General features: G+C 72.2%; 14 protein-coding genes. 7 read left to right on the plus strand and 7 right to left on the minus strand.

Annotated features, from left to right (window positions below):
- Positions 1-155: 155 nt before the first annotated feature.
- From ACFWVC_RS03315 to ACFWVC_RS03330, 4 genes are all read left to right on the plus strand, one after another.
- Positions 156-692 (plus strand): DUF6643 family protein, encoded by a 537-nt coding sequence (locus tag ACFWVC_RS03315; RefSeq protein WP_384275594.1) that lies wholly within the window; start codon positions 156-158, stop codon positions 690-692.
- 63 nt (positions 693-755) lie between these two features.
- Positions 756-1,592, plus strand: a complete 837-nt coding sequence (locus tag ACFWVC_RS03320) for an MOSC domain-containing protein (RefSeq protein ID WP_384275600.1) — start codon at positions 756-758, stop codon at positions 1,590-1,592.
- Positions 1,593-1,731: 139 nt separating this feature from the next.
- The gene (locus tag ACFWVC_RS03325; RefSeq protein WP_384275607.1) at positions 1,732-2,337 is read left to right on the plus strand and encodes a hypothetical protein; all 606 of its coding nucleotides are present in this window, start codon (positions 1,732-1,734) and stop codon (positions 2,335-2,337) included.
- 111 nt (positions 2,338-2,448) lie between these two features.
- On the plus strand, positions 2,449-4,884 hold the full coding sequence (locus tag ACFWVC_RS03330; RefSeq protein ID WP_384275611.1) for a right-handed parallel beta-helix repeat-containing protein: 2,436 nt from the start codon (positions 2,449-2,451) through the stop codon (positions 4,882-4,884).
- On the opposite strand, the gene ACFWVC_RS03335 is transcribed toward ACFWVC_RS03330, so the two are convergent.
- Complete coding sequence (locus ACFWVC_RS03335; protein ID WP_384275617.1) at positions 4,854-7,160, minus strand: hypothetical protein; 2,307 nt, start codon at positions 7,158-7,160, stop codon at positions 4,854-4,856. The two genes, ACFWVC_RS03330 and ACFWVC_RS03335, sit on opposite strands and share 31 nt — an antisense overlap.
- Before the next feature lie 283 nt (positions 7,161-7,443).
- On the opposite strand from ACFWVC_RS03335, the gene ACFWVC_RS03340 reads away from it, so the two are divergent.
- Positions 7,444-8,316, plus strand: a complete 873-nt coding sequence (locus ACFWVC_RS03340) for a DeoR/GlpR family DNA-binding transcription regulator (protein WP_384275623.1) — start codon at positions 7,444-7,446, stop codon at positions 8,314-8,316.
- Positions 8,317-8,380: 64 nt separating this feature from the next.
- Here ACFWVC_RS03340 and ACFWVC_RS03345 read toward each other — a convergent pair whose 3' ends face one another.
- The 3 genes from ACFWVC_RS03345 to ACFWVC_RS03355 form a co-directional block, all read right to left on the minus strand.
- Positions 8,381-9,577: a hypothetical protein gene (locus ACFWVC_RS03345; RefSeq protein WP_384275630.1), complete on the minus strand. Its 1,197-nt coding sequence runs from the start codon at positions 9,575-9,577 to the stop codon at positions 8,381-8,383.
- 91 nt (positions 9,578-9,668) lie between these two features.
- The gene (locus ACFWVC_RS03350) at positions 9,669-11,048 is read right to left on the minus strand and encodes a hypothetical protein (RefSeq protein ID WP_384275636.1); all 1,380 of its coding nucleotides are present in this window, start codon (positions 11,046-11,048) and stop codon (positions 9,669-9,671) included.
- Between the two features lie 92 nt (positions 11,049-11,140).
- The gene (locus ACFWVC_RS03355) at positions 11,141-12,241 is read right to left on the minus strand and encodes a PLP-dependent cysteine synthase family protein (RefSeq protein WP_384276385.1); all 1,101 of its coding nucleotides are present in this window, start codon (positions 12,239-12,241) and stop codon (positions 11,141-11,143) included.
- Between the two features lie 163 nt (positions 12,242-12,404).
- Here ACFWVC_RS03355 and ACFWVC_RS03360 point away from each other — a divergent pair, with 163 nt between their 5' ends.
- Complete coding sequence (locus tag ACFWVC_RS03360; protein ID WP_384275643.1) at positions 12,405-12,716, plus strand: hypothetical protein; 312 nt, start codon at positions 12,405-12,407, stop codon at positions 12,714-12,716.
- Positions 12,717-12,908: 192 nt separating this feature from the next.
- Positions 12,909-13,460 (plus strand): ATP-binding protein, encoded by a 552-nt coding sequence (locus ACFWVC_RS03365; protein ID WP_384275648.1) that lies wholly within the window; start codon positions 12,909-12,911, stop codon positions 13,458-13,460.
- Between the two features lie 66 nt (positions 13,461-13,526).
- Here ACFWVC_RS03365 and ACFWVC_RS03370 read toward each other — a convergent pair whose 3' ends face one another.
- From ACFWVC_RS03370 to ACFWVC_RS03380, 3 genes are read right to left on the minus strand one after another with little or no spacing between them, the layout of a single operon-like run.
- Entirely contained in the window at positions 13,527-16,094 is a 2,568-nt protein-coding gene (locus ACFWVC_RS03370) for an ABC transporter permease (RefSeq protein ID WP_384275653.1), read from the minus strand.
- Positions 16,091-16,861, minus strand: coding sequence for an ABC transporter ATP-binding protein (locus ACFWVC_RS03375; protein WP_384275659.1), 771 nt, complete (start codon positions 16,859-16,861; stop codon positions 16,091-16,093). Before ACFWVC_RS03375 ends, ACFWVC_RS03370 begins: the two co-directional genes overlap by 4 nt.
- Positions 16,858-17,169: an SHOCT domain-containing protein gene (locus tag ACFWVC_RS03380; protein ID WP_384275664.1), complete on the minus strand. Its 312-nt coding sequence runs from the start codon at positions 17,167-17,169 to the stop codon at positions 16,858-16,860. Before ACFWVC_RS03380 ends, ACFWVC_RS03375 begins: the two co-directional genes overlap by 4 nt.
- Positions 17,170-17,360 lie beyond the last annotated feature (191 nt).

A 17,360-nucleotide genomic window follows, 5' to 3' on the forward strand; every position in this document is an offset into this window, starting at 1 on the left:
CCCCAGGCCCAGGGCTTTTACGCGATCGAAACGGCGACCGTGGCCCGTTTTTCTCCCATTCGCTCACAATCGGCTTCGCCCGTCACTCGCTGCACATGAAATGACCCGCTAATCGGTCTCCCCAACCAGCACATCGTGGGCTTAACTTATGGGCTATGACCTCCCCCCGCGGTTCTTACGGCGGTGGCTACTACACGTCGCCGTTCTTTCCCGACACGCCCATCTACGACAGCCTTGTCGCGGAGCGGGGCACTCCTCAGATCGCGCCGATCCGCGTTCCGTCCGCGTACGACACCGGCAGCAGCATCGGCAGCAATCTCCCGGCCCTGCCCGCAGCGCTCCCCGCGCTGCCGCCCGGCCCCTCCTCGTACAACCAGGCCCCGAGCGCGCCGCCGCAGAACACGTACTCGGGCTACCAGGCGCCCGGCGGCTACCAGCAGCACCCCCCGCTGCAGCAGACGCCGGCCCCGTACATCCCGCAGCAGGCCACCGCTCCCCGGCCCGCGGCGTTCAACGGCGGCTACCAGCAGCAGCCGGCCCCGCAGCAGTACCAGGGCCCGGCCGGCTACGAGCAGGCCCGTCCGGTGGCGCCCCGCCCCGTGCCCCCGCGCCAGATGGCGCCGAGCGGCTACGAGGAGCAGCAGCCCTACCAGCAGCGGCGCAACCTCGGCCAGGGCTACTACCCGAGCTGAGCATGACGCCGGACGGCCGGTCACCCGCCGACGGGTGACCGCGCCGACTGGCACGATGGCGGTATGACGACGCCGACGCCGCCACCGCGCCTGAGCGCACTGCACGTCTACCCGGTCAAGTCGGCCGGGGGCGTGCGGCTGTCCGGGGCGACGGTGGAGCCGTGGGGGCTCGCCGGGGACCGTCGGTGGATGCTCGTGGACGCTGCGGGGAAGTTCGTCACGCAGCGGGAGCAGCCCCGGCTGGCCCTGGCACGCGCGGAGTCGCTGCCGCACGGCGGGTTGCTGCTGCATGCCCCGGGGCAGGACCCGTTGACCGTGGACGTGCCCGCTCCGGGGGCGACCGCGCCGGTGACGATCTGGCGCGACAAGGTGGAGGCCGTGACCGCGGGGGTCGCGGCGGCCGCCTGGTTCGACGCGTACCTGGGCATGGAGGTCACTCTCGTCCATCTCGACGACCCGGCACGTCGGCGCCCGGTCGACCCGGACTTCGGCCGTCCCGGGGAAACGGTGAGCTTCGCGGACGGGTTTCCGCTGCTGCTGACCACCGAGGCATCGCTGGACGCTCTCAACGCGCTGATCGCCGCGGGCGATCACGCAAACGAGGGGCCCCTCCCGATGAACCGTTTCCGGCCCAATGCCGTCCTTACGGGTACGGAGGCATGGGCCGAGGACACGTGGCGGCATATCCGTATCGGGGAAGTCGAATTCCGTGTCGCGAAACCATGCGGGCGCTGTGTGGTCACCACGACCGACCAGCGGACCGCGGAGCGCGGCAAGGAGCCGCTGCGGTCGCTCGCCCGGCACCGCCGGATCGGCGCCGGCCTGATGTTCGGACAGAATGTCGTGCCCCTCGGGACCGGAACACTCCGGGTCGGTGACGCGTTGACCATCATGGAGTGATGCGCGTCACGTGGCCGCGGCACGGTCCGGGCGTCGGCGCGGACGGGCTGAGGGGCGAGATGGCCCTCTCCGGCCCGGTCGGCGCCGTGCATGTCCCGTGCCGTGTGCGGTACTTGTACGGTGAAGGGGGTGCGGTGCGATGGCCGGGAGCGCGCTGGCATGGCGTTGGCGGCACAATCCGCTGCGGCGCCGGTCGGATGTCTTCGAGGCCTGGATCGGGCTCGCCACCACATGTGTGATCGCCCTGGGCGCGCCCGCGGCCGGCTGGGCCACCGGCGCCGCCGTGGGCAGCACGCTCCGGCACACCGTGAGCGTCGAGCACGCACAACGGACGCAGCTTCCCGCGGTGGTACTCAAAGCCGACCCCCGCGAAGTGCCCGACAGCGACCCGGAGTCCGGCCAGGTGCACGAGGAGAGCCGCCCCGCCGTCGTGCGCTGGACCGCCTCCGACGGCCGGGCCCGCACCGCGAACGTGCTGATCCCGGCCGACCGGGGCAACGGCGACCGCATCACCCTCTGGACCGACCGGGCCGGGCAGGCGCCCGTGCCCGCCCCGCTGGACGCCGGTACCGCCGACACCCACGCGCTGCTCGCCGGGATCGGCACCTTCCTCGCCGCGTCCGTCCTGGGGCTCATGGGGCGCCAGGCACTCATGTGGCACCTGATGCGGCGACGCCTCGCCGAGTGGGAGAGGGAGTGGGCCGCCGCCGGACAGAGCTGGGGCCGGGCCGGCGCCGGCGGCTGACATATCCGGCAGGTGATCCATCCCCATCTCGGTGCTGACGGGCACCCGGCGCACGCTACCGTGGAGGCCCCCAGGTCGGCGCAGTGCAAGAGGACGGGGCACAGCATCTCCATGGCACAAGGCGTGGTTCAGGTGACGCATACCAGCAGCTCACGGTGGCGCCGCCGCACGGGAGAGTACGAGAGCCTGGCCGCCGCCCTGGAAGCGGCCGCCGATGGTGACGTGCTGTCGATCAACCCCGGCACGTACCGGGAGAACCTCGTCGTGGAGAAGGCCATAACCCTGCGCGGAGCCGAGGGCGCCGGGTCGGTGCGCATCGCCCCGCCCTCGGGTGTCGCGCTCACCGTGTGCGCGTCGGCGACCGTCCAGGACCTGTCCGTCGAGGGCCAGGACATCTCCATGGCCGCCCTGCTTATCGAGGGCTCCGCCACTCCCGAACTGTCCGGGCTGCGTGTCAGCACCCGTTCCGCGGTGGGCATAGAGGTCCGCGGCGGCGCCCGTCCCACCGTGCGCCGCTGCACCGTCGACAACCCCGCCGGGCTCGGCATCAGCATCCTGGAGGCCTCGGGCGGTCTCTTCGAGGACTGTGAGGTCGTCGCGGCCGGCCAGAGCGGCATCTCCGTGCGCGGCGGGGCGTCCCCCCGGCTGGAGCGCTGCAGGATCCGCAACACCTCCGGCGCCGGGCTGGCACTGACCGGCGAGGGGACCACCGCCGAGGCGATCGGCTGCGAGGTCTACGAGGTCAAGGGCACGGGCGTGCAGGTCGCCTCCCGCGCGGCCGGGCACCTCACCGACTGCCAGGTGCACCGCACCACGGGCGACGGCATCACACTGGACACCGACGCCGTGCTGACCCTGTCGGACTGCGACATCCACGACATCCCCGAGAACGCCATCGACCTGCGCTCCCGCTCGGTGCTCACGCTCACCCGCACCACCGTGCGCCGCTTCGGCCGCAACGGCCTGTCCGTCTGGGACCCGGGCACCCGCGCCGACGCCAACCAGTGCGAGATCCACGACAGTCAGGGCGACTACCCGGCGGTCTGGGTCAGCGACGGCGCCGCGGCCGTCCTCGAGTCGTGCCGCGTCCACGACGTGCCCGACGCCCTGTTCGTCCTGGACCGGGGCTCGCGCGCCGACGTCGTCGACAGCGACATCACCCAGGTCCGCAACACGGCCGTCTCGGTCAGCGACGGCGCCACCGTGCAGCTCGACGACTGCCGGATCCGCGAGGCCTCCACCGGAGCCTGGTTCCGTGACCACGGCAGCGGCGGCACCCTCTCCGGCTGCACCATCGACGACACCGCGACGGGCGTCATCGTCACCAAGGGCGCCGACCCCTCCATCGAGCGGTGTGTCGTCGCCAACCCCGGCGAGGCAGGCTTCTACGTCTCCGCCGGGGGACGCGGCACCTTCACCGGCTGCCGGGTCACGGGCAGCCGCAGCTACGGCTTCCACATCATCGACGGGTGCCGCTCCACCCTCATCCGTTGTCGCACCGAGCGCTGCGCACGCGGCGGTTACGAGTTCGCCGAGCCCGGCCCGGTCACCGAGGACTGCACCGGCGACCAGAGCGGCGAGCTCGGGACCACCTCGGCCGAGACCCCGTCCGGCGCCTCGCCCACGGCCGAACGGCAGCCCGCGACACAGTCCTTCGGGCTGCTCGGCGGCGTGCCGGTACAGCCCACCTTCACCACACCGGCGTCCGCGGCGCCCGCGCCGCCGGCTCCCGACAACCGGCCCTCGGAGGAGGTGCTGGGCGAGCTCGACGCCCTGGTCGGCCTGGACAGCGTCAAGCGCGAGGTGCGCTCGCTCATCGACCTGATCGCGGTGGGCCGTCGCCGTCAGGAGGCCGGGCTCAAGGCTCCCTCGCCGCGCCGGCACCTGGTCTTCACCGGTTCCCCCGGCACCGGCAAGACCACCGTCGCCCGCCTCTACGGGGAGATCCTGGCCGCGCTCGGCGTCCTGGAACGCGGCCACCTGGTCGAGGTCGCCCGTGTCGACCTGGTCGGCGAGCACATCGGCTCCACCGCGATCCGCACGCAGGAGGCCTTCGACCGGGCGCGCGGCGGTGTGCTGTTCATCGACGAGGCCTACGCGCTGGCCCCCGAGGACTCCGGGCGTGACTTCGGGCGGGAGGCGATCGACACCCTGGTCAAGCTGATGGAGGACCACCGGGAGGCCGTGGTGGTGATCGTGGCCGGCTACACGGCGGAGATGGAGCACTTCCTGTCCGCCAACCCGGGTGTCGCCTCCCGCTTCTCCCGCACCATCACCTTCGACGACTACACACCCGTCGAACTCCTGCGCATCGTGCAGTCGCAGGCCGACGAGCACGAGTACCAGCTCGCCGACGACGCCGCCGAGGCGCTGTACAAGTACTTCACCGCCATCCCCAAGGGTCCGTCGTTCGGCAACGGACGCACCGCCCGCCAGACCTTCGAAGCCATGGTGGAGCGCCACGCGGGCCGTCTCGCCCGGGTGAGCGAGCCGAGCCACGAGGAACTGCAGCTCCTCTACCCGGAGGATCTGCCGCCGCTGCCCTGAGTCTGCGCGGGCACCACCTCCTTCCGGTGCTCCGACACCCACGTGAGCAGGGCACTGCGCTCGGCGGCGAAGGCGGGGTCGGCCTGGTAGTCGAAGTGCGTCAGGAGCGGTGCGGGCAGCGGGTGTTCCTCCGTGCGTCCGTACGCCGCCGGATCCGGCAGCGGCCCGCGGTCGACCGGCGGCCCCGGCTCGTCCAGGTGGACCGGGCCCCCGATCGGGTCGGTGCTGCGCCACAGATTGCGCCACGCCTGGAGTTCCCGGTGAAGGGCGGTCAGCGCCTCGGGGCCGAAGTACGCGGGGAACCACCGCCCGTACAGCCGGGACAGGGGCGAGCCGTAGGTCAGCAGGGCGATCCGGCCCCTGGTGGCCGGATCGAGCTGCCACACCGCGGCCGCGGCCAGCACACTGCCCTGGGAGTGCCCGGAGAGGATGATCGGTCCGCGATGCGCCTCGGTCCAGGTCGTCATCCGCCAGGTGAGATCGGGGACGGCCCGCTCGGCGTAGCAGGGCGGTGAGAAGGGGTGCGCCGCGCGGGGCCAGAACGTTCCGACGTCCCACAGGATGCCGATCGTCCGGCGTGCCCCCGCGTCGCGATAGGCCCGGCGGCCCAGTGCGATCAGGGCGACCACGCCCGCGCCCACCAGCCAGGAGCCCAGGGCCTGGGCGGTCTGCGCGGCCGTGCGCACCACCGCGGGCGCTCCGTGGCTCGCCACCCCCGGCACCGCGTCGCTCAGCCACGCCCCGGCGAGTGCGCCCGCGCCGAGCAGGAAGGACACCACTCCGGTGACCCCGATGAAGACCGCTGCCTGATCGGTGAGTTCGGCCCGCGCCCGGGCCATGGCGATCTGCCGGGTGCGCGCCGGCTCGTGCTCCTCGTCCGGGTAGTCCGCCTCGACGCGGGGCATCAGCTCCCGCGCGCGGCGCCACAACCGCCGTGCCCGTAGCACGACGACCACGGCCAGTACGAGGAGGAGCACCGGGATGACGGCCGCCTGCCACGACAGCAGCACCGGCGGCCCGGCCACCGTCCTGCCCGCGGCGCCCGGGATCCCGCCCCGGTCGAGCCAGTCCGCCACCCGCTGCGCGATGCCGCCGCTGAGCACGCCGCCGAGCGCGCAGGCCAGAAGCGCCACAACGGGGCCCGCCAGACCGCTCAGTTCCCCCGGCCCGCCTCCGGCTCGGTGCATCCGGTGGGCGACGGTCCCGAGAACCACCAGCAATACCACCTGGAGCAGTGCGAGCCAGGCGAAGGCCTCTCCGGCGGGGAGTCGGCCCGCGGAGATCCAGCCCGGACGGTGCCAGCAGGCGTACAGGGCAGTGGTGAGCAGTGCGGCGGCCGTGCCGCCCAGCATCGCCCGGGCCAGCCGGGGATCCAGCACCTCGTCCGGCGCGTGTTCGCTGCGGCCCATCCCGCAGGTCACCGCGACCACGGCGGCCGTCAGCCCGGCCAGGCTCCCGGTGAGCAGCCACCCCAGGGCGGCCAGGACCGGTCGGCCCTCCGGCGCCGTGTCGTGCCGCAGCGGCGGTACCACCAGTGCGACCGCCACCGTGAGCAGTCCCGCCGCGGTGTGCGCGACTCGCAGCCGGGCCACCAACCGCCGCCCGTACCAGAACCCGCGCCGGGACAGCGGGGTGACGTCCGCGGTCACCGGCGGGTCCTGGGCGTTCGGCGGGAGCGGCAGCGGGCGCTGGGATTCATACGCGTACCAGGTGTGGCGGGAGAGCCACCAGAGCAGGAGGGTGAGGCCGACGGGCAGCGCGGCGCCCGCCGCGACGCGGCGTCCCGGCTCACCGCCGGCGAGGAAGGTCAGCCAGCTCTTAGCGCCGACGCACGCCGCGTTCCCCGCGCACTGCCAGGCCACCAGATCCATCGCGACCTCGCAGGCCGCTGCCACGAGCAGCACGGTGAGCGAGAGCGCGAGCAGCCGCACCAGCACGTCGTACGCCCGGTTCAGCCGGCCGCCGTCGACCGGCGGACGCATCCAGTGGGCGAGATTGGCGACCATGAAGGGGAGCAGCAGCAGCCACAGGGCACGACTGCCGTCCCCCGAGGTCAGATTGCACCACGAGTAGGCGTCCGGCACGGGCGCGTCCGCGTAGTCGCCGGGGCGGCGCTCGGCGTCGGCGTCGTCGGCACGGCGGTAGATCCCGGCGGTGTCGTCACCGCAGACCCGGGTGATCCGCGGATCGTTGAGCATGGTCTGCGGGGCCGTGCCCCCGACGCCGTGCACCAGTAGTTCGAGCGAGAGCTCCGCTTTTACCGCATCCGACCGCATGGCGATCGCCTCCCCGTGCTTTCACGTACTTTCCCGTACTTTCCCCGTAATGCGTGTACGGCAACGCGCGTACTCAGAATCGGGCACGCGTACGCGAATTGGACAGAGGTGTGCCCCGATCCCACTCGATCGAGTTACACGCGTTGTGTGTGTGACCCATCACGCCGAGCGATCCGCCCCCTCTCATCGGCGCGCGGGCGTGGAAGGATGGCGACTCCGCCGGTGCCTGGACAGGACAGGTACAGGACGGCGCGGGACCTCGCAGGATGGGACGGCACCTCGGGTGAGCGACAATCAGAACCTGCTGGCGGAACAGCGGCGCGCGCTGATCCTGGACGAGGTCCGGCGGCGCGGCGGGGTCCGGGTCAACGAACTGACCCGGAAACTCAACGTCTCCGACATGACCGTCCGCCGCGATCTCGACGCCCTCGCCCGCCAGGGCGTGGTGGAGAAGGTGCACGGCGGCGCCGTGCCCGTCGCGCCCGCCAGCAGCCACGAGCCGGGATTCGAGGCCAAGGCCGGGCTGGAGCTCGGGGCCAAGGAGGCCATCGCGCGCGCGGCGGCCCGGCTGGTCGTGCCCGGCAGCGCCATCGCGCTCTCGGGCGGTACGACCACGTACGCGCTGGCGCACCATCTGCTCGACGTGCCCGACCTCACCGTCGTCACCAACTCGGTGCGCGTCGCCGATGTCTTCCACTCCGCGGCCCGAGGCGCCGGGACGACGGGCGGCGCGGGCCGCGAGGGCGCCGCGACGGTCGTGCTCACCGGAGGTGTGCGCACGCCCTCCGACTCACTGGTCGGCCCGGTCGCCGACCAGGCGATCGGCTCGCTCCACTTCGATCTGCTCTTCCTCGGGGTGCACGGCATCTCCGTCGAGGCCGGCCTGTCGACGCCCAACCTCGCCGAGGCGGAGACCAACCGCCGCTTCGTGCGCTCCGCGCGTCGGGTGGTCGTGATCGCCGACCACACCAAGTGGGGGACGGTGGGCCTGAGCTCGTTCGCCGCCCTGGAGGACGTGGACACCCTGGTCACCGACGCGGGCATCCCGGAGGTGCTGCGCGCCGAGATCTCCGAGCATCTCTCGCACCTGATCGTCGCCGGCGACCCCGAGGGTTCCGATCGCCCGGCCACGGAAGCCCACGCCGCCGAAGGCTGACGGACCGGCAGGCAGTCGTCGGCGACGACGGCCACGACCGGCCGCGGTGGCCCTTCGCGCCACCTCAGGTCCGCGAAGAACTCCGGCACCCCTCGCCCGGGCCCGACGTGAGGTCCCTGCTGCGGTCGTACGGGTCGACGGGAGCGCCGGTCCCCCGCGCGCCGGTCCCCGCATCCGAGCCGAACGCCGGGTGCAGGAAGCCGTCGTCGACAAAACAGGCCGAGTTGGATATCTCCTGGTCGTAGTCGCTGATGTACAACATGCCCTTCGTGACCCGGTACCGCTCGGGGTTCGGCACCTCGAAGTCGATCACGCGTCGCACGACGGTCCGGGCGACCTCACGCGAACCACCGTCCGCCTTGATCAGCGGGTAGACGAAGGTGTAGTCGGCGTGGACCGCCAGCGCCCCCTGCTCGCCCTCCTCGAACGTCATGCGACCGTGGGTCCGCACGGCGTTCCCCAGGACCCGCACTTCCGAGGGATCGAAGCGGGAGGCGATCCACAGCGGGTCGTGCTTCTTGTCCGGCTTCTTGAAGGCCACGTCGTACAGCGAGTGGATGCCGCCCTGGCTCGGGTCGACGAGCGCGAGGGCGGCCTCAGGACGCGCCCCGCGCAGTGTGGCCGGGTCGATGTTGCCACTGACCAGAAAGGCCTTCGCCTGCTTCAGCGACGTCGCGACCTGCTCGCGCGTCATCCAGCCGACCGCCTTGGCCTCGGGGGGCACGATCCCCGCCGCGCCCTGCGCGTACCGCTCGGCAGGAGATCCGGCGAAGGGGGCCTCGCGTGTCGGCGTACCCGGGAAGGACTTCTCGGACGGCGGGGCCGTGGGGCGCGCGGTCTCGGGCGGCAACAGCCCCTGGCCGGAGGAGTCCGCCCGGTCGCCGCGGAGCCATGACAGCGCCGCGCCCGGATTGAGCAGGACGAGCACCGCGGCCACCGCCATCAGGACGCCCAGAATGCCGAGTCCCCTGCGCCGCCGCCTGGGCCTGCGCACCGCCTCCGCGAACGGATCGGGACCGGCACGCCACGCCTCCGGCTGCGCCTGTCGCGCGGCGGTCTTCGCGGCGCGGCCGCTGCGCTTGGCCTCCCGCGCGGCCAAGGCGTCCTGCTGCCGCAGGCGCTCGGTGACCATCCGCGCCCGGGCGGACGGCTCCTTGGGCGCCGAAGCCCTGATGGAGGCCTCCGTGTCACCGACGAACCGGTCCCACACGTCGTCGGGCACGGAGGGTTCGTCGTCGGGATGCGGCGGGGTGGTGGTCACCGTTGCTCTTTCGCGCGTTCGAAACGGACAGCAATTTGTACCGACGAACACGCGTTCCCCACAAGCGCCGACGACAACGTTCGTCGGGTATTCACCTGTACTCCGCCAGTCGCGGACGGACGCCCACCAGGACGAGCGCCACGGCGAGTCCCAATGCCCCCAGCGGAACCGCGGGCCAGCCGTCCAGCTCCGAGCGGGCCTGCGAGGTGCGGGAGTCGAAGTCGGCCTGCTGCGCCTGCGTCAGCCGCTCCAGAGTGGTGGCGAAGTCCCAGAAGTCGAAGCCGACCTTTCTCCACCCGACGTTGGTCAGGACGTCCACGGCGTCATCGAGGTCGCCTGCCGCCATCTCACGCCGCAGATCCCGGTCGTCGGACCGGAAGTGACCATAACGCGTGGCGACGTCGGCATAGGCCGGCCGCTCAGCGGCGGAAGCGTACGTGCCCGGTGCCAGCAGACCGTCCAAACTCTTGATGAGGGAGTCCAGTTCGGCACGCCGCTCCGGATCGGCGCCGTTCACCACCCAGCGGCTCTGCGCGGCGGCGGACTCGGCCGCGACGGCCCGTGCCTGGGCCAGCCGGGACCATGGCCGCAGCCCTTCGGACACACCTGCCTCCAAGTCGTTCGCGGCGGAGGTGAAGGACACCACTCCGGCCACGGTGACGGCGAGGGCAGCGACTGTGGCGACCACGAGCGCCGGGTTGAGCAGACGGCGATGGCGGCGGGCCAGGTCACGTTGCCACCAGAGCAGGACGAGCACCGTGAGCAGACCCAGCGCGCCCACGGTGAGCGCGGAGCGCAGCGCCGTGTCCTCGGCGGCGCGCGCGGCATCGGTGGCCTGCTCGTCGTAGGCCCTCGCCAACGTGGCGGCTTTGGGCAGCAGCTGACTGTGCATGATTTCGCCCGCCTCCGCCGAGAAGTCCTTCGCTGCTACGGGCGGGTAGCCCGCCGGGCGATCGGGTTCCTTCTCGTCCAAGTAGGCGGCACGACCGCTGGCGTCGTCGTAACGGCCGAGCGCGTCCAGCAGGTCGCGCACCTGGTCGCCGTACGCGTCGTCCCCGCCGAGCTGTCGCAGCAGGTCGCTGACCTCGGCGCGGCGCTCGCGGGCAGTGATGAGGGCCACCAAGCGGTTGCCGACCAGGACTTCCTTGTCGCGGCGGTCGTAGCCCGGCACCAGCTGATTGGCCCGCTGCGCGTCCAGGTCGGCCAGGGAGAAGCGCAGTTCGGCTGCGGCGGCCGCACGGTGTGCGGAGGCATCGCGCAAATGCTCCGCGTCGGACCGCACGGCGAGGGCGCCGATCACGGTGGCCGCGCAGAGCGCGACAAGCGCGGCCAGCGTCACGCAGGTCTGCACCACGAGTCGTACCGGCGACGACATACGACGGCGCCCGTTCCGCGTGCCCACCGCGGGCGCCGGCCCCGGGACGAGGGAGGATGGGACGACCGCCGGAGGTGCCGCCTGAGAGATCGTCATGCTCGGAAACTAAGAGCGCACGGGGAAGGGAATACGGTAATCCGGCGGCGCTCAGGTGACCACGACGTAACAGAACGGAACGGACGTAAGCCTCAGCCCGGCCAGACTCCCGTGCGGAGGAACGTCTCCATGGTGGCGGAGTACGGCGCGATGTCGAGTCCCTGTTCGGCCAACCACGCGTCGGAATAGTACTTGTCCAGATAGCGATCACCCGGGTCGCAGATGAGGGTGACGACGCTTCCCGTACGCCCGGCCGCGACCATCTCGGCGATGATCTTGAAGGCGCTCCAGAGCCCGGTACCGGTGGAGCCCCCCGCCTTGCGCCCGATGGCCGCCTCCAGTGCGCGCACCGCCGCGACCGACGCGGCGTCGGGCACCTTCATCATCCGGTCGACGGCGCCCGGCACGAAACTGGGCTCCACCCTGGGGCGGCCGATGCCCTCGATGCGCGAACCGCGTTCACAGGCAACGGAGTCGTCACCGCTCACCCAGCCGTCGAAGAAGACCGAGTTCTCGGGATCCGCGACGCACACAAGGGTGTCGAACTGCATGTAGTGGACGTACCGCGCGATGGTCGCGGAAGTGCCGCCGGTACCGGCCGTGGCCACGATCCAGGCCGGGCAGGGATGACGTTCCAGCCGCAGTTGCTGGTAGATCGACTCCGCGATGTTGTTGTTGCCGCGCCAGTCCGTGGCGCGTTCGGCGTAGGTGAACTGGTCCATGTAGTGGCCACCGGTCTCCTGCGCCAGGCGGGCGGAAACCTCGTAGACCGTGCGCGGATCGTCGACCAAGTGGCACTGCCCGCCGTGGAACTCGATGAGCCGTTGCTTCTCCCAGCTCGTGGTGCGCGGGATGACCGCGATGAAGGGCACGCCGATCAGCGCCGCGAAGTACGCCTCGGACACGGCCGTTGAGCCGCTGGACGCCTCGATGACCGGCTTGTCCGGCCGGATCCAGCCGTTGCACAGGCCGTAGAGGAACAGGGACCGGGCGAGCCGGTGCTTGAGGCTGCCGGTCGGATGGGTCGACTCGTCCTTGAGGTACAGGTCGATGCCCCAGGCCTCGGGCAGCGGGAAACGCAGCAGGTGCGTATCGGCGGAGCGGTTGGCGTCGGCCTGCACCTTGCGCACGGCGTCTTTCAGCCATGCCCGGTAGACGGGATCGGTGCGGTCCACGTCCAGCGTGGACGCCATCGGCACGCCCGCTCCCGTCCCCGTACAGCCCCCGTCGCCGCCCGTCTCGATGGTGCTCACCCACTCGCCTTCCCTCGGTCTCCGTGAGCCGATCATAAGCAGCCCCTGGTGCGTGGCAGCCCGGGCCGGGCAGACTGCGATCGGACCGAGGAGGGGGATCACCGTGGCCGAGGCGGAGTTCACCGCGACAGGGGTGCGGATCGGACGGCGACTGCGCTCGCTGACCCGCGGCGGGCAGGTCCTGATCCGCGACGGCCGGCTGGTGCTGCTCACCAGCCGCGGACGGGAGATCGACAGCGCCCCCGTGGAGGACGTGCGGGCCCTGACCGCGCGCTTCGCCGTGAAGCGCCGGACGCTGGCCAGGCTCAACGGAACGGGATATCTGCTCACTCTCCGCCAGCAGGGCGCCACTTCGGCGAGCCGCTTCATGGAAGTGCTGCACACGGCCAGGCAGAAAGTCACCAGCGGACGCTGACCCGAAACGGAACGGGACTCTCCGCGCACACGGAGTTGCGGACCGCATCCATCGGGGTGACCCTGTAGGGGCATCACGGAGTCACTGCAGCAGTCACTCACAGCAATCCCGCAAAGGTGTTCCCATTCCATGCGGGGCGGGGCACGGCCCCGGACAAAGGGGCCGCGCTCTCCCGCGGAGGGAGTCGCAGCCGTGATCAGCACCGAAGGAAACCACCGGCAGTGTTCTCTTGAGCTGGAGGCACTGCCGTCCCGAATACAGCAGGTCCGCCGTATCGTGGCCGCTCAGCTGCGGTACTGGCGGTTGCACCCCCTGATAGACCCCACTCTGGTGGGCATCACCGAACTGCTCGCGAACGTCCACCGGCACGCCATGCCGGACAAGCGCTGTTCCGTCGAGCTGAGCTTTTCGTCGGGGTGGCTCACCATCGCCGTCTCGGACAACGATCCGCGCCTGCCGCGGGTCCGTGACTTCGAGCCACTGGCCACCTGTGGCCGCGGCCTGGCGATGGTCGTCTCGATGAGCGACAGTTGGGGGACCGAGTCGCTGCCGGCCGGCGGCAAGGTCGTGTGGTTCACATTGCGCGCGGAGACCACGGTCCCGGCCCGGCAGCTCACCGAGCCGTCGTCGGTGGCCGCGCGCAAGGTCTCTCCGCGTGCGGAGACGGCCCTGCCGGAGCCGTCGGATCAATGGGACCCCGAGATCGAGCGTGAGGCCGCGGACGCCGTGCCGCTGCTGGTCTGACCCACACGGCCGCCGCACCCCTGCCGGGCACGGCGGCCGTGGACCACGAGGCTGTCGCCCGCGGAGTCACTCCGCGGCGATGGCCCGGAGCACGTCCAGGCGGGCGGCCCGGCGGGCCGGACGCCAGCCGGCCAGAACGCCGGCCACCAGCCCCACCAGCAGGACGACGGCGAGTTGCACCGGGGGAATCGCGAAGGCCCCGGTGCCGGCGCTGTCGGAGGCCCGCACCAGCGCCCAGCCGAGAAAGGCACCGAGGCCCAGTCCGCCGGCGGTGCCGAAAGCGGCGACGAGCACGCTCTCCCAGCGCACCATGGCGCGCAGTTGTGCGCGGGTCTGGCCGACCGTCCGCAACAGCCCGAGTTCACGGGTGCGTTCGTGGACGGCGAGGGTGAGCGTATTGGCGATGCCGAGCAGGGCGATCAGCACGGCCAGCGCCAGCAGGGCGTAGACCAGGGTGAGCATGATGTCGACCCCCGCGGCGGCCGAGTCCGCGTACTCGCCGCGGGTCTGCACCCGCGGGTTGCCGTAGCGGTCGGCGACCATCGTGACCGCGGCCTTGCCCTCGTCCGTGGTGACGCCGTCCTTGAAGGCGACCGCGACGAGGTCATCGGAGTCCTGCACCTTGTGCGGTCCCCAGGCGGCGCGCGTGATGACGTAGTCACCGGCGAGCCCTGCCTCCTCGTAGACCGCGCGCACGGTGAACGTCTGCCGGTCGCCGTCGACGAAGGCGAGCACCGTGGTGCTGCCGCGCGCCCAGCCGCGCCGCTCGGCCTCCTGCCGGGAGACGGCGATGCCGTCGCGCCCCAGGGAACCGAGCGAGCCGTCCACGGCACCGAGGTCCAGGACGCGGGAGAGCGCTCCGGGGTCGGTGACGGTCAGCTGCCGCCCACCGCCGTCGACTTCGGCCACACCCTTGCCGAGCCCGACCGCGGTCGCCACTTCGGGGAGCGCGGCCACCGCCGGTGCGAGCCTCGGGCTCAGTCCGTTGGCCCCCGCCCCGAAGCCGGACGCCGTCACCGCGACATCGCCCGCGAAGGTGCGGGAAACGGTCTGGTCCATGGTCGCCTTGAGCGAGGCGCCGAACACGGTGAAGAGCGACACCACTGCGACGCCGATCATGAGCGCGGTCGCGGTGGCCGCCGTGCGCTTCGGGCTGCGCAGGGCGTTGCGCCGTGCCAGGGCGCCGGTCACGCCCCGCAGCCGGGCCACCGGCACGCCCAGGGCCCGTACGGCGTAAGAGGAGGCGACCGGGCCGAGCACCACGAACGCGACGACGGCCGAGGCGGCACCCGCGGCCGTGAGCCACACGTTCGGCGGGCCCGTCGCTCCCGCCACCGTCAGTGCGACACCCGCGGCGCCGACGGTCACCCCCAGGCCCGCCCGGCCCCGCGACGCGCCCGAGTGGTCGACCGTGGTCTCCCGCAGCGCGGCGAGCGGGGCGGTGCGGCCAGCGCGAACGGCCGGCACCAGCGCCGAGCCGGTGCAGACGAGCAGCCCGACGGCGAACGGCACGGCCAGCGCGGCGGTGCGGACGACCAGCCCCCCGTCAGGGAACGGGAAGCCGACCGCGGGGAACAGCGCCTGCAGCCCGGCGGCGATGCCGATCCCGCCGAGCAGCCCGGCCAGGGACGAGGCACAGGCCACGGCCACGGCCTCCGTGAGCGTCGCGCCGACCACTTGGCGGCGGGAGGCCCCGAGCGCCCTCAAGAGGGCGTTCTCACGGGTGCGCTGGGCCACGACGATCGCGAAGGTGTTGTGGATGCTGAAGGTCGCCACCAGCAGAGCGATGCCGGCGAACACCGTGAGCAGAGTGGTGAACAGCGACAGGAAGCGGCCGGAGACCTGGTCGAGGTTCTCGTCGGTCGCCTGCGCTCCCGTGATCGCCTCCACGCCGGCGGGCAGCACGCCGCTCACCCGTTCGGCGAGCTGCTGCTGTCCGACCCCCGCCCCGGCGCGCACCTTGATGGCGGACGCCTTGCCGGGCCCGGGCATCAGATACCGCTCGGCGTCGGCCGGGGAAAGGCCGGTGAAGGTGGTCTGCCCCATGCCGTCCTCACCGCCGAACGTCACCAGGCCCACGATCTTCACCCGCAGGGGATCCGGTGTGCGCAGCACCGTGGTGTCGCCGACGCGCAGCCCCCCTGTCCTGGCGGCCCCCCGGTTGACCACGGCCTCTCCGGCCGTCCTGGGCTCACGGCCTTCGACCAGCGCGTACGGATTGAGTTCAGGGTCGTCGATCCAGTTCCCGGCGAGGGTGGGCGGGCCCTGGCCCCCGATCGGTTCCCCGTCGCCCCCGATCAGCTGGCCCGCACCCTCGATGTCGGGAGCCGCGGCGGCCACGCCCGGGACGCCGCGCAGCCTGTCGGCGAGCGCGATGTCGACGGGCTCCCGTGTACCCAGCCCCTCGCCGGGGACGGTCACGACGTCCGAGCTCCGTACGACCACCGCCGTGCCGGTGTTGGCGTTCGCGAACAGGGTGTCGAAGCTCGCCCTCAAGGTGTCGCCCATGACCATGGTGCCCGCGAGGAAGGCGACCCCGAGGAACACCGCCGCAAAGGTGCCCGCGAAGCGCCGCTTGTGGGCACGTAGAGACGAAAGGCTCAAGCGCAGGGAAGCGCGTGCGGTGCCGCTCACGACGCCGCCCCCTGGGCCGACGGCAGGCCGTAAGCCGCGTCCCTGGTGCCGTCGAAGGCCTTCATCCGGTCCAAGACCTTCTGCGCGGTGGGTTCGGGCATCCGGTCCACCAGGCGTCCGTCCGCGAGGAAGACCACCTCGTCGGCGTGGCCGGCGGCGACCGGGTCGTGGGTGACCATGACGACCGTGCGGCCCATCTCGTGGACGGCCCGGCCCAGCAGGCGCAGCACCTCCTCCCCGGAGCGCGAGTCGAGGTTCCCGGTCGGCTCGTCGGCGAAGACGACGTCGGGGCGGCCGGCGAGTGCCCTGGCCACGGCGACCCGCTGCTGCTGGCCGCCGGAGAGCTCGGCCGGGCGGTGCCGCAGGCGGTCGCCGAGGCCCACGACGTCGATCAGCCCGTCCACCCATGCGCGGTCGGGCCGGGCACCGGCCAGGTCCAGCGGGAGCGTGATGTTCTCCGCGACGTCGAGCGTCGGCACGAGGTTGAACGACTGGAAGACGAAGCCGATCCGTTCGCGGCGCAACAACGTCAACTGCCGGTCGCCCAGGGTGCCGAGCTCCGTGTCGCCGATGAAGGCACTGCCGGAGGTCAGGGTGTCGAGCCCGGCCGCGCAGTGCATGAGCGTGGACTTGCCGGAGCCGGAAGGCCCCATGATCGCGGTGAAGCGCCCGGCGGGGAAGCCGACGGTGACGCCGTCGAGGGCGCGGACCCGGGCGTCGCCCGTTCCGTACGTCTTGACCGCGTCGACGACACGGGCGGCGGTCATCGGTCGCCGCCCTTGGCGTTGCGGCCGAACTGCTCGTCCAGGACGGACAGGCGGCGCCAGTACTCGTCCTCGTCGATCTCCCCGGCGGCGAAGCGGCGGCCCAGGACCGCGATGGGAGAGTGCTCGGCGAGTACGGCGCGGGTGTGCCACGGTCCGCTCCCCCGGCCTGACGCGCGCCAGAGGGTACGGCGCAGCAGGATGACGCCCGCGATGACGGCCGCCCAGACCAGCGGGAAGAACAGGATCCAGGGGCCGGGGCCGCCGCCGTCCCAGTGGTCGGCGAGCGGGATCAGTGCGGTGGCGTCCATACGGACTCATCTCCTTGGTGACGGCGGGATCGTGTGCCATCACCGAGCCTGGTCGGCGGCGGGCTCCGGGTCGTCGTACGGCCAGCGGCACTGCGGCTACCCCGGCGGGAGTACGCGGGGCTGTCAGTGGCTGCGCCTAGCATGCGGATCATGTGGCGGTGCACAGGTCTGCGATGGCGGTCCGGGGGCCC

Source organism: Streptomyces sp. NPDC058691 (genome assembly GCF_042714775.1).
Taxonomy (GTDB): domain Bacteria; phylum Actinomycetota; class Actinomycetes; order Streptomycetales; family Streptomycetaceae; genus Actinacidiphila.

Excerpts from the sequence above, each read along its gene's own strand:
- ACFWVC_RS03315 (WP_384275594.1), top strand. The coding sequence starts at position 156 with ATGACCTCCCCCCGCGGTTCTTACGGCGGTGGCTACTACACGTCGCCG.
- ACFWVC_RS03320 (WP_384275600.1), top strand. The coding sequence starts at position 756 with ATGACGACGCCGACGCCGCCACCGCGCCTGAGCGCACTGCACGTCTAC.
- ACFWVC_RS03325 (WP_384275607.1), top strand. The coding sequence starts at position 1,732 with ATGGCCGGGAGCGCGCTGGCATGGCGTTGGCGGCACAATCCGCTGCGG.
- ACFWVC_RS03330 (WP_384275611.1), top strand. The coding sequence starts at position 2,449 with ATGGCACAAGGCGTGGTTCAGGTGACGCATACCAGCAGCTCACGGTGG.
- ACFWVC_RS03335 (WP_384275617.1), bottom strand. The coding sequence starts at position 7,160 with ATGCGGTCGGATGCGGTAAAAGCGGAGCTCTCGCTCGAACTACTGGTG.
- ACFWVC_RS03350 (WP_384275636.1), bottom strand. The coding sequence starts at position 11,048 with ATGACGATCTCTCAGGCGGCACCTCCGGCGGTCGTCCCATCCTCCCTC.
- ACFWVC_RS03355 (WP_384276385.1), bottom strand. The coding sequence starts at position 12,241 with ATGGCGTCCACGCTGGACGTGGACCGCACCGATCCCGTCTACCGGGCA.
- ACFWVC_RS03375 (WP_384275659.1), bottom strand. The coding sequence starts at position 16,861 with ATGACCGCCGCCCGTGTCGTCGACGCGGTCAAGACGTACGGAACGGGC.
- ACFWVC_RS03380 (WP_384275664.1), bottom strand. The coding sequence starts at position 17,169 with ATGGACGCCACCGCACTGATCCCGCTCGCCGACCACTGGGACGGCGGC.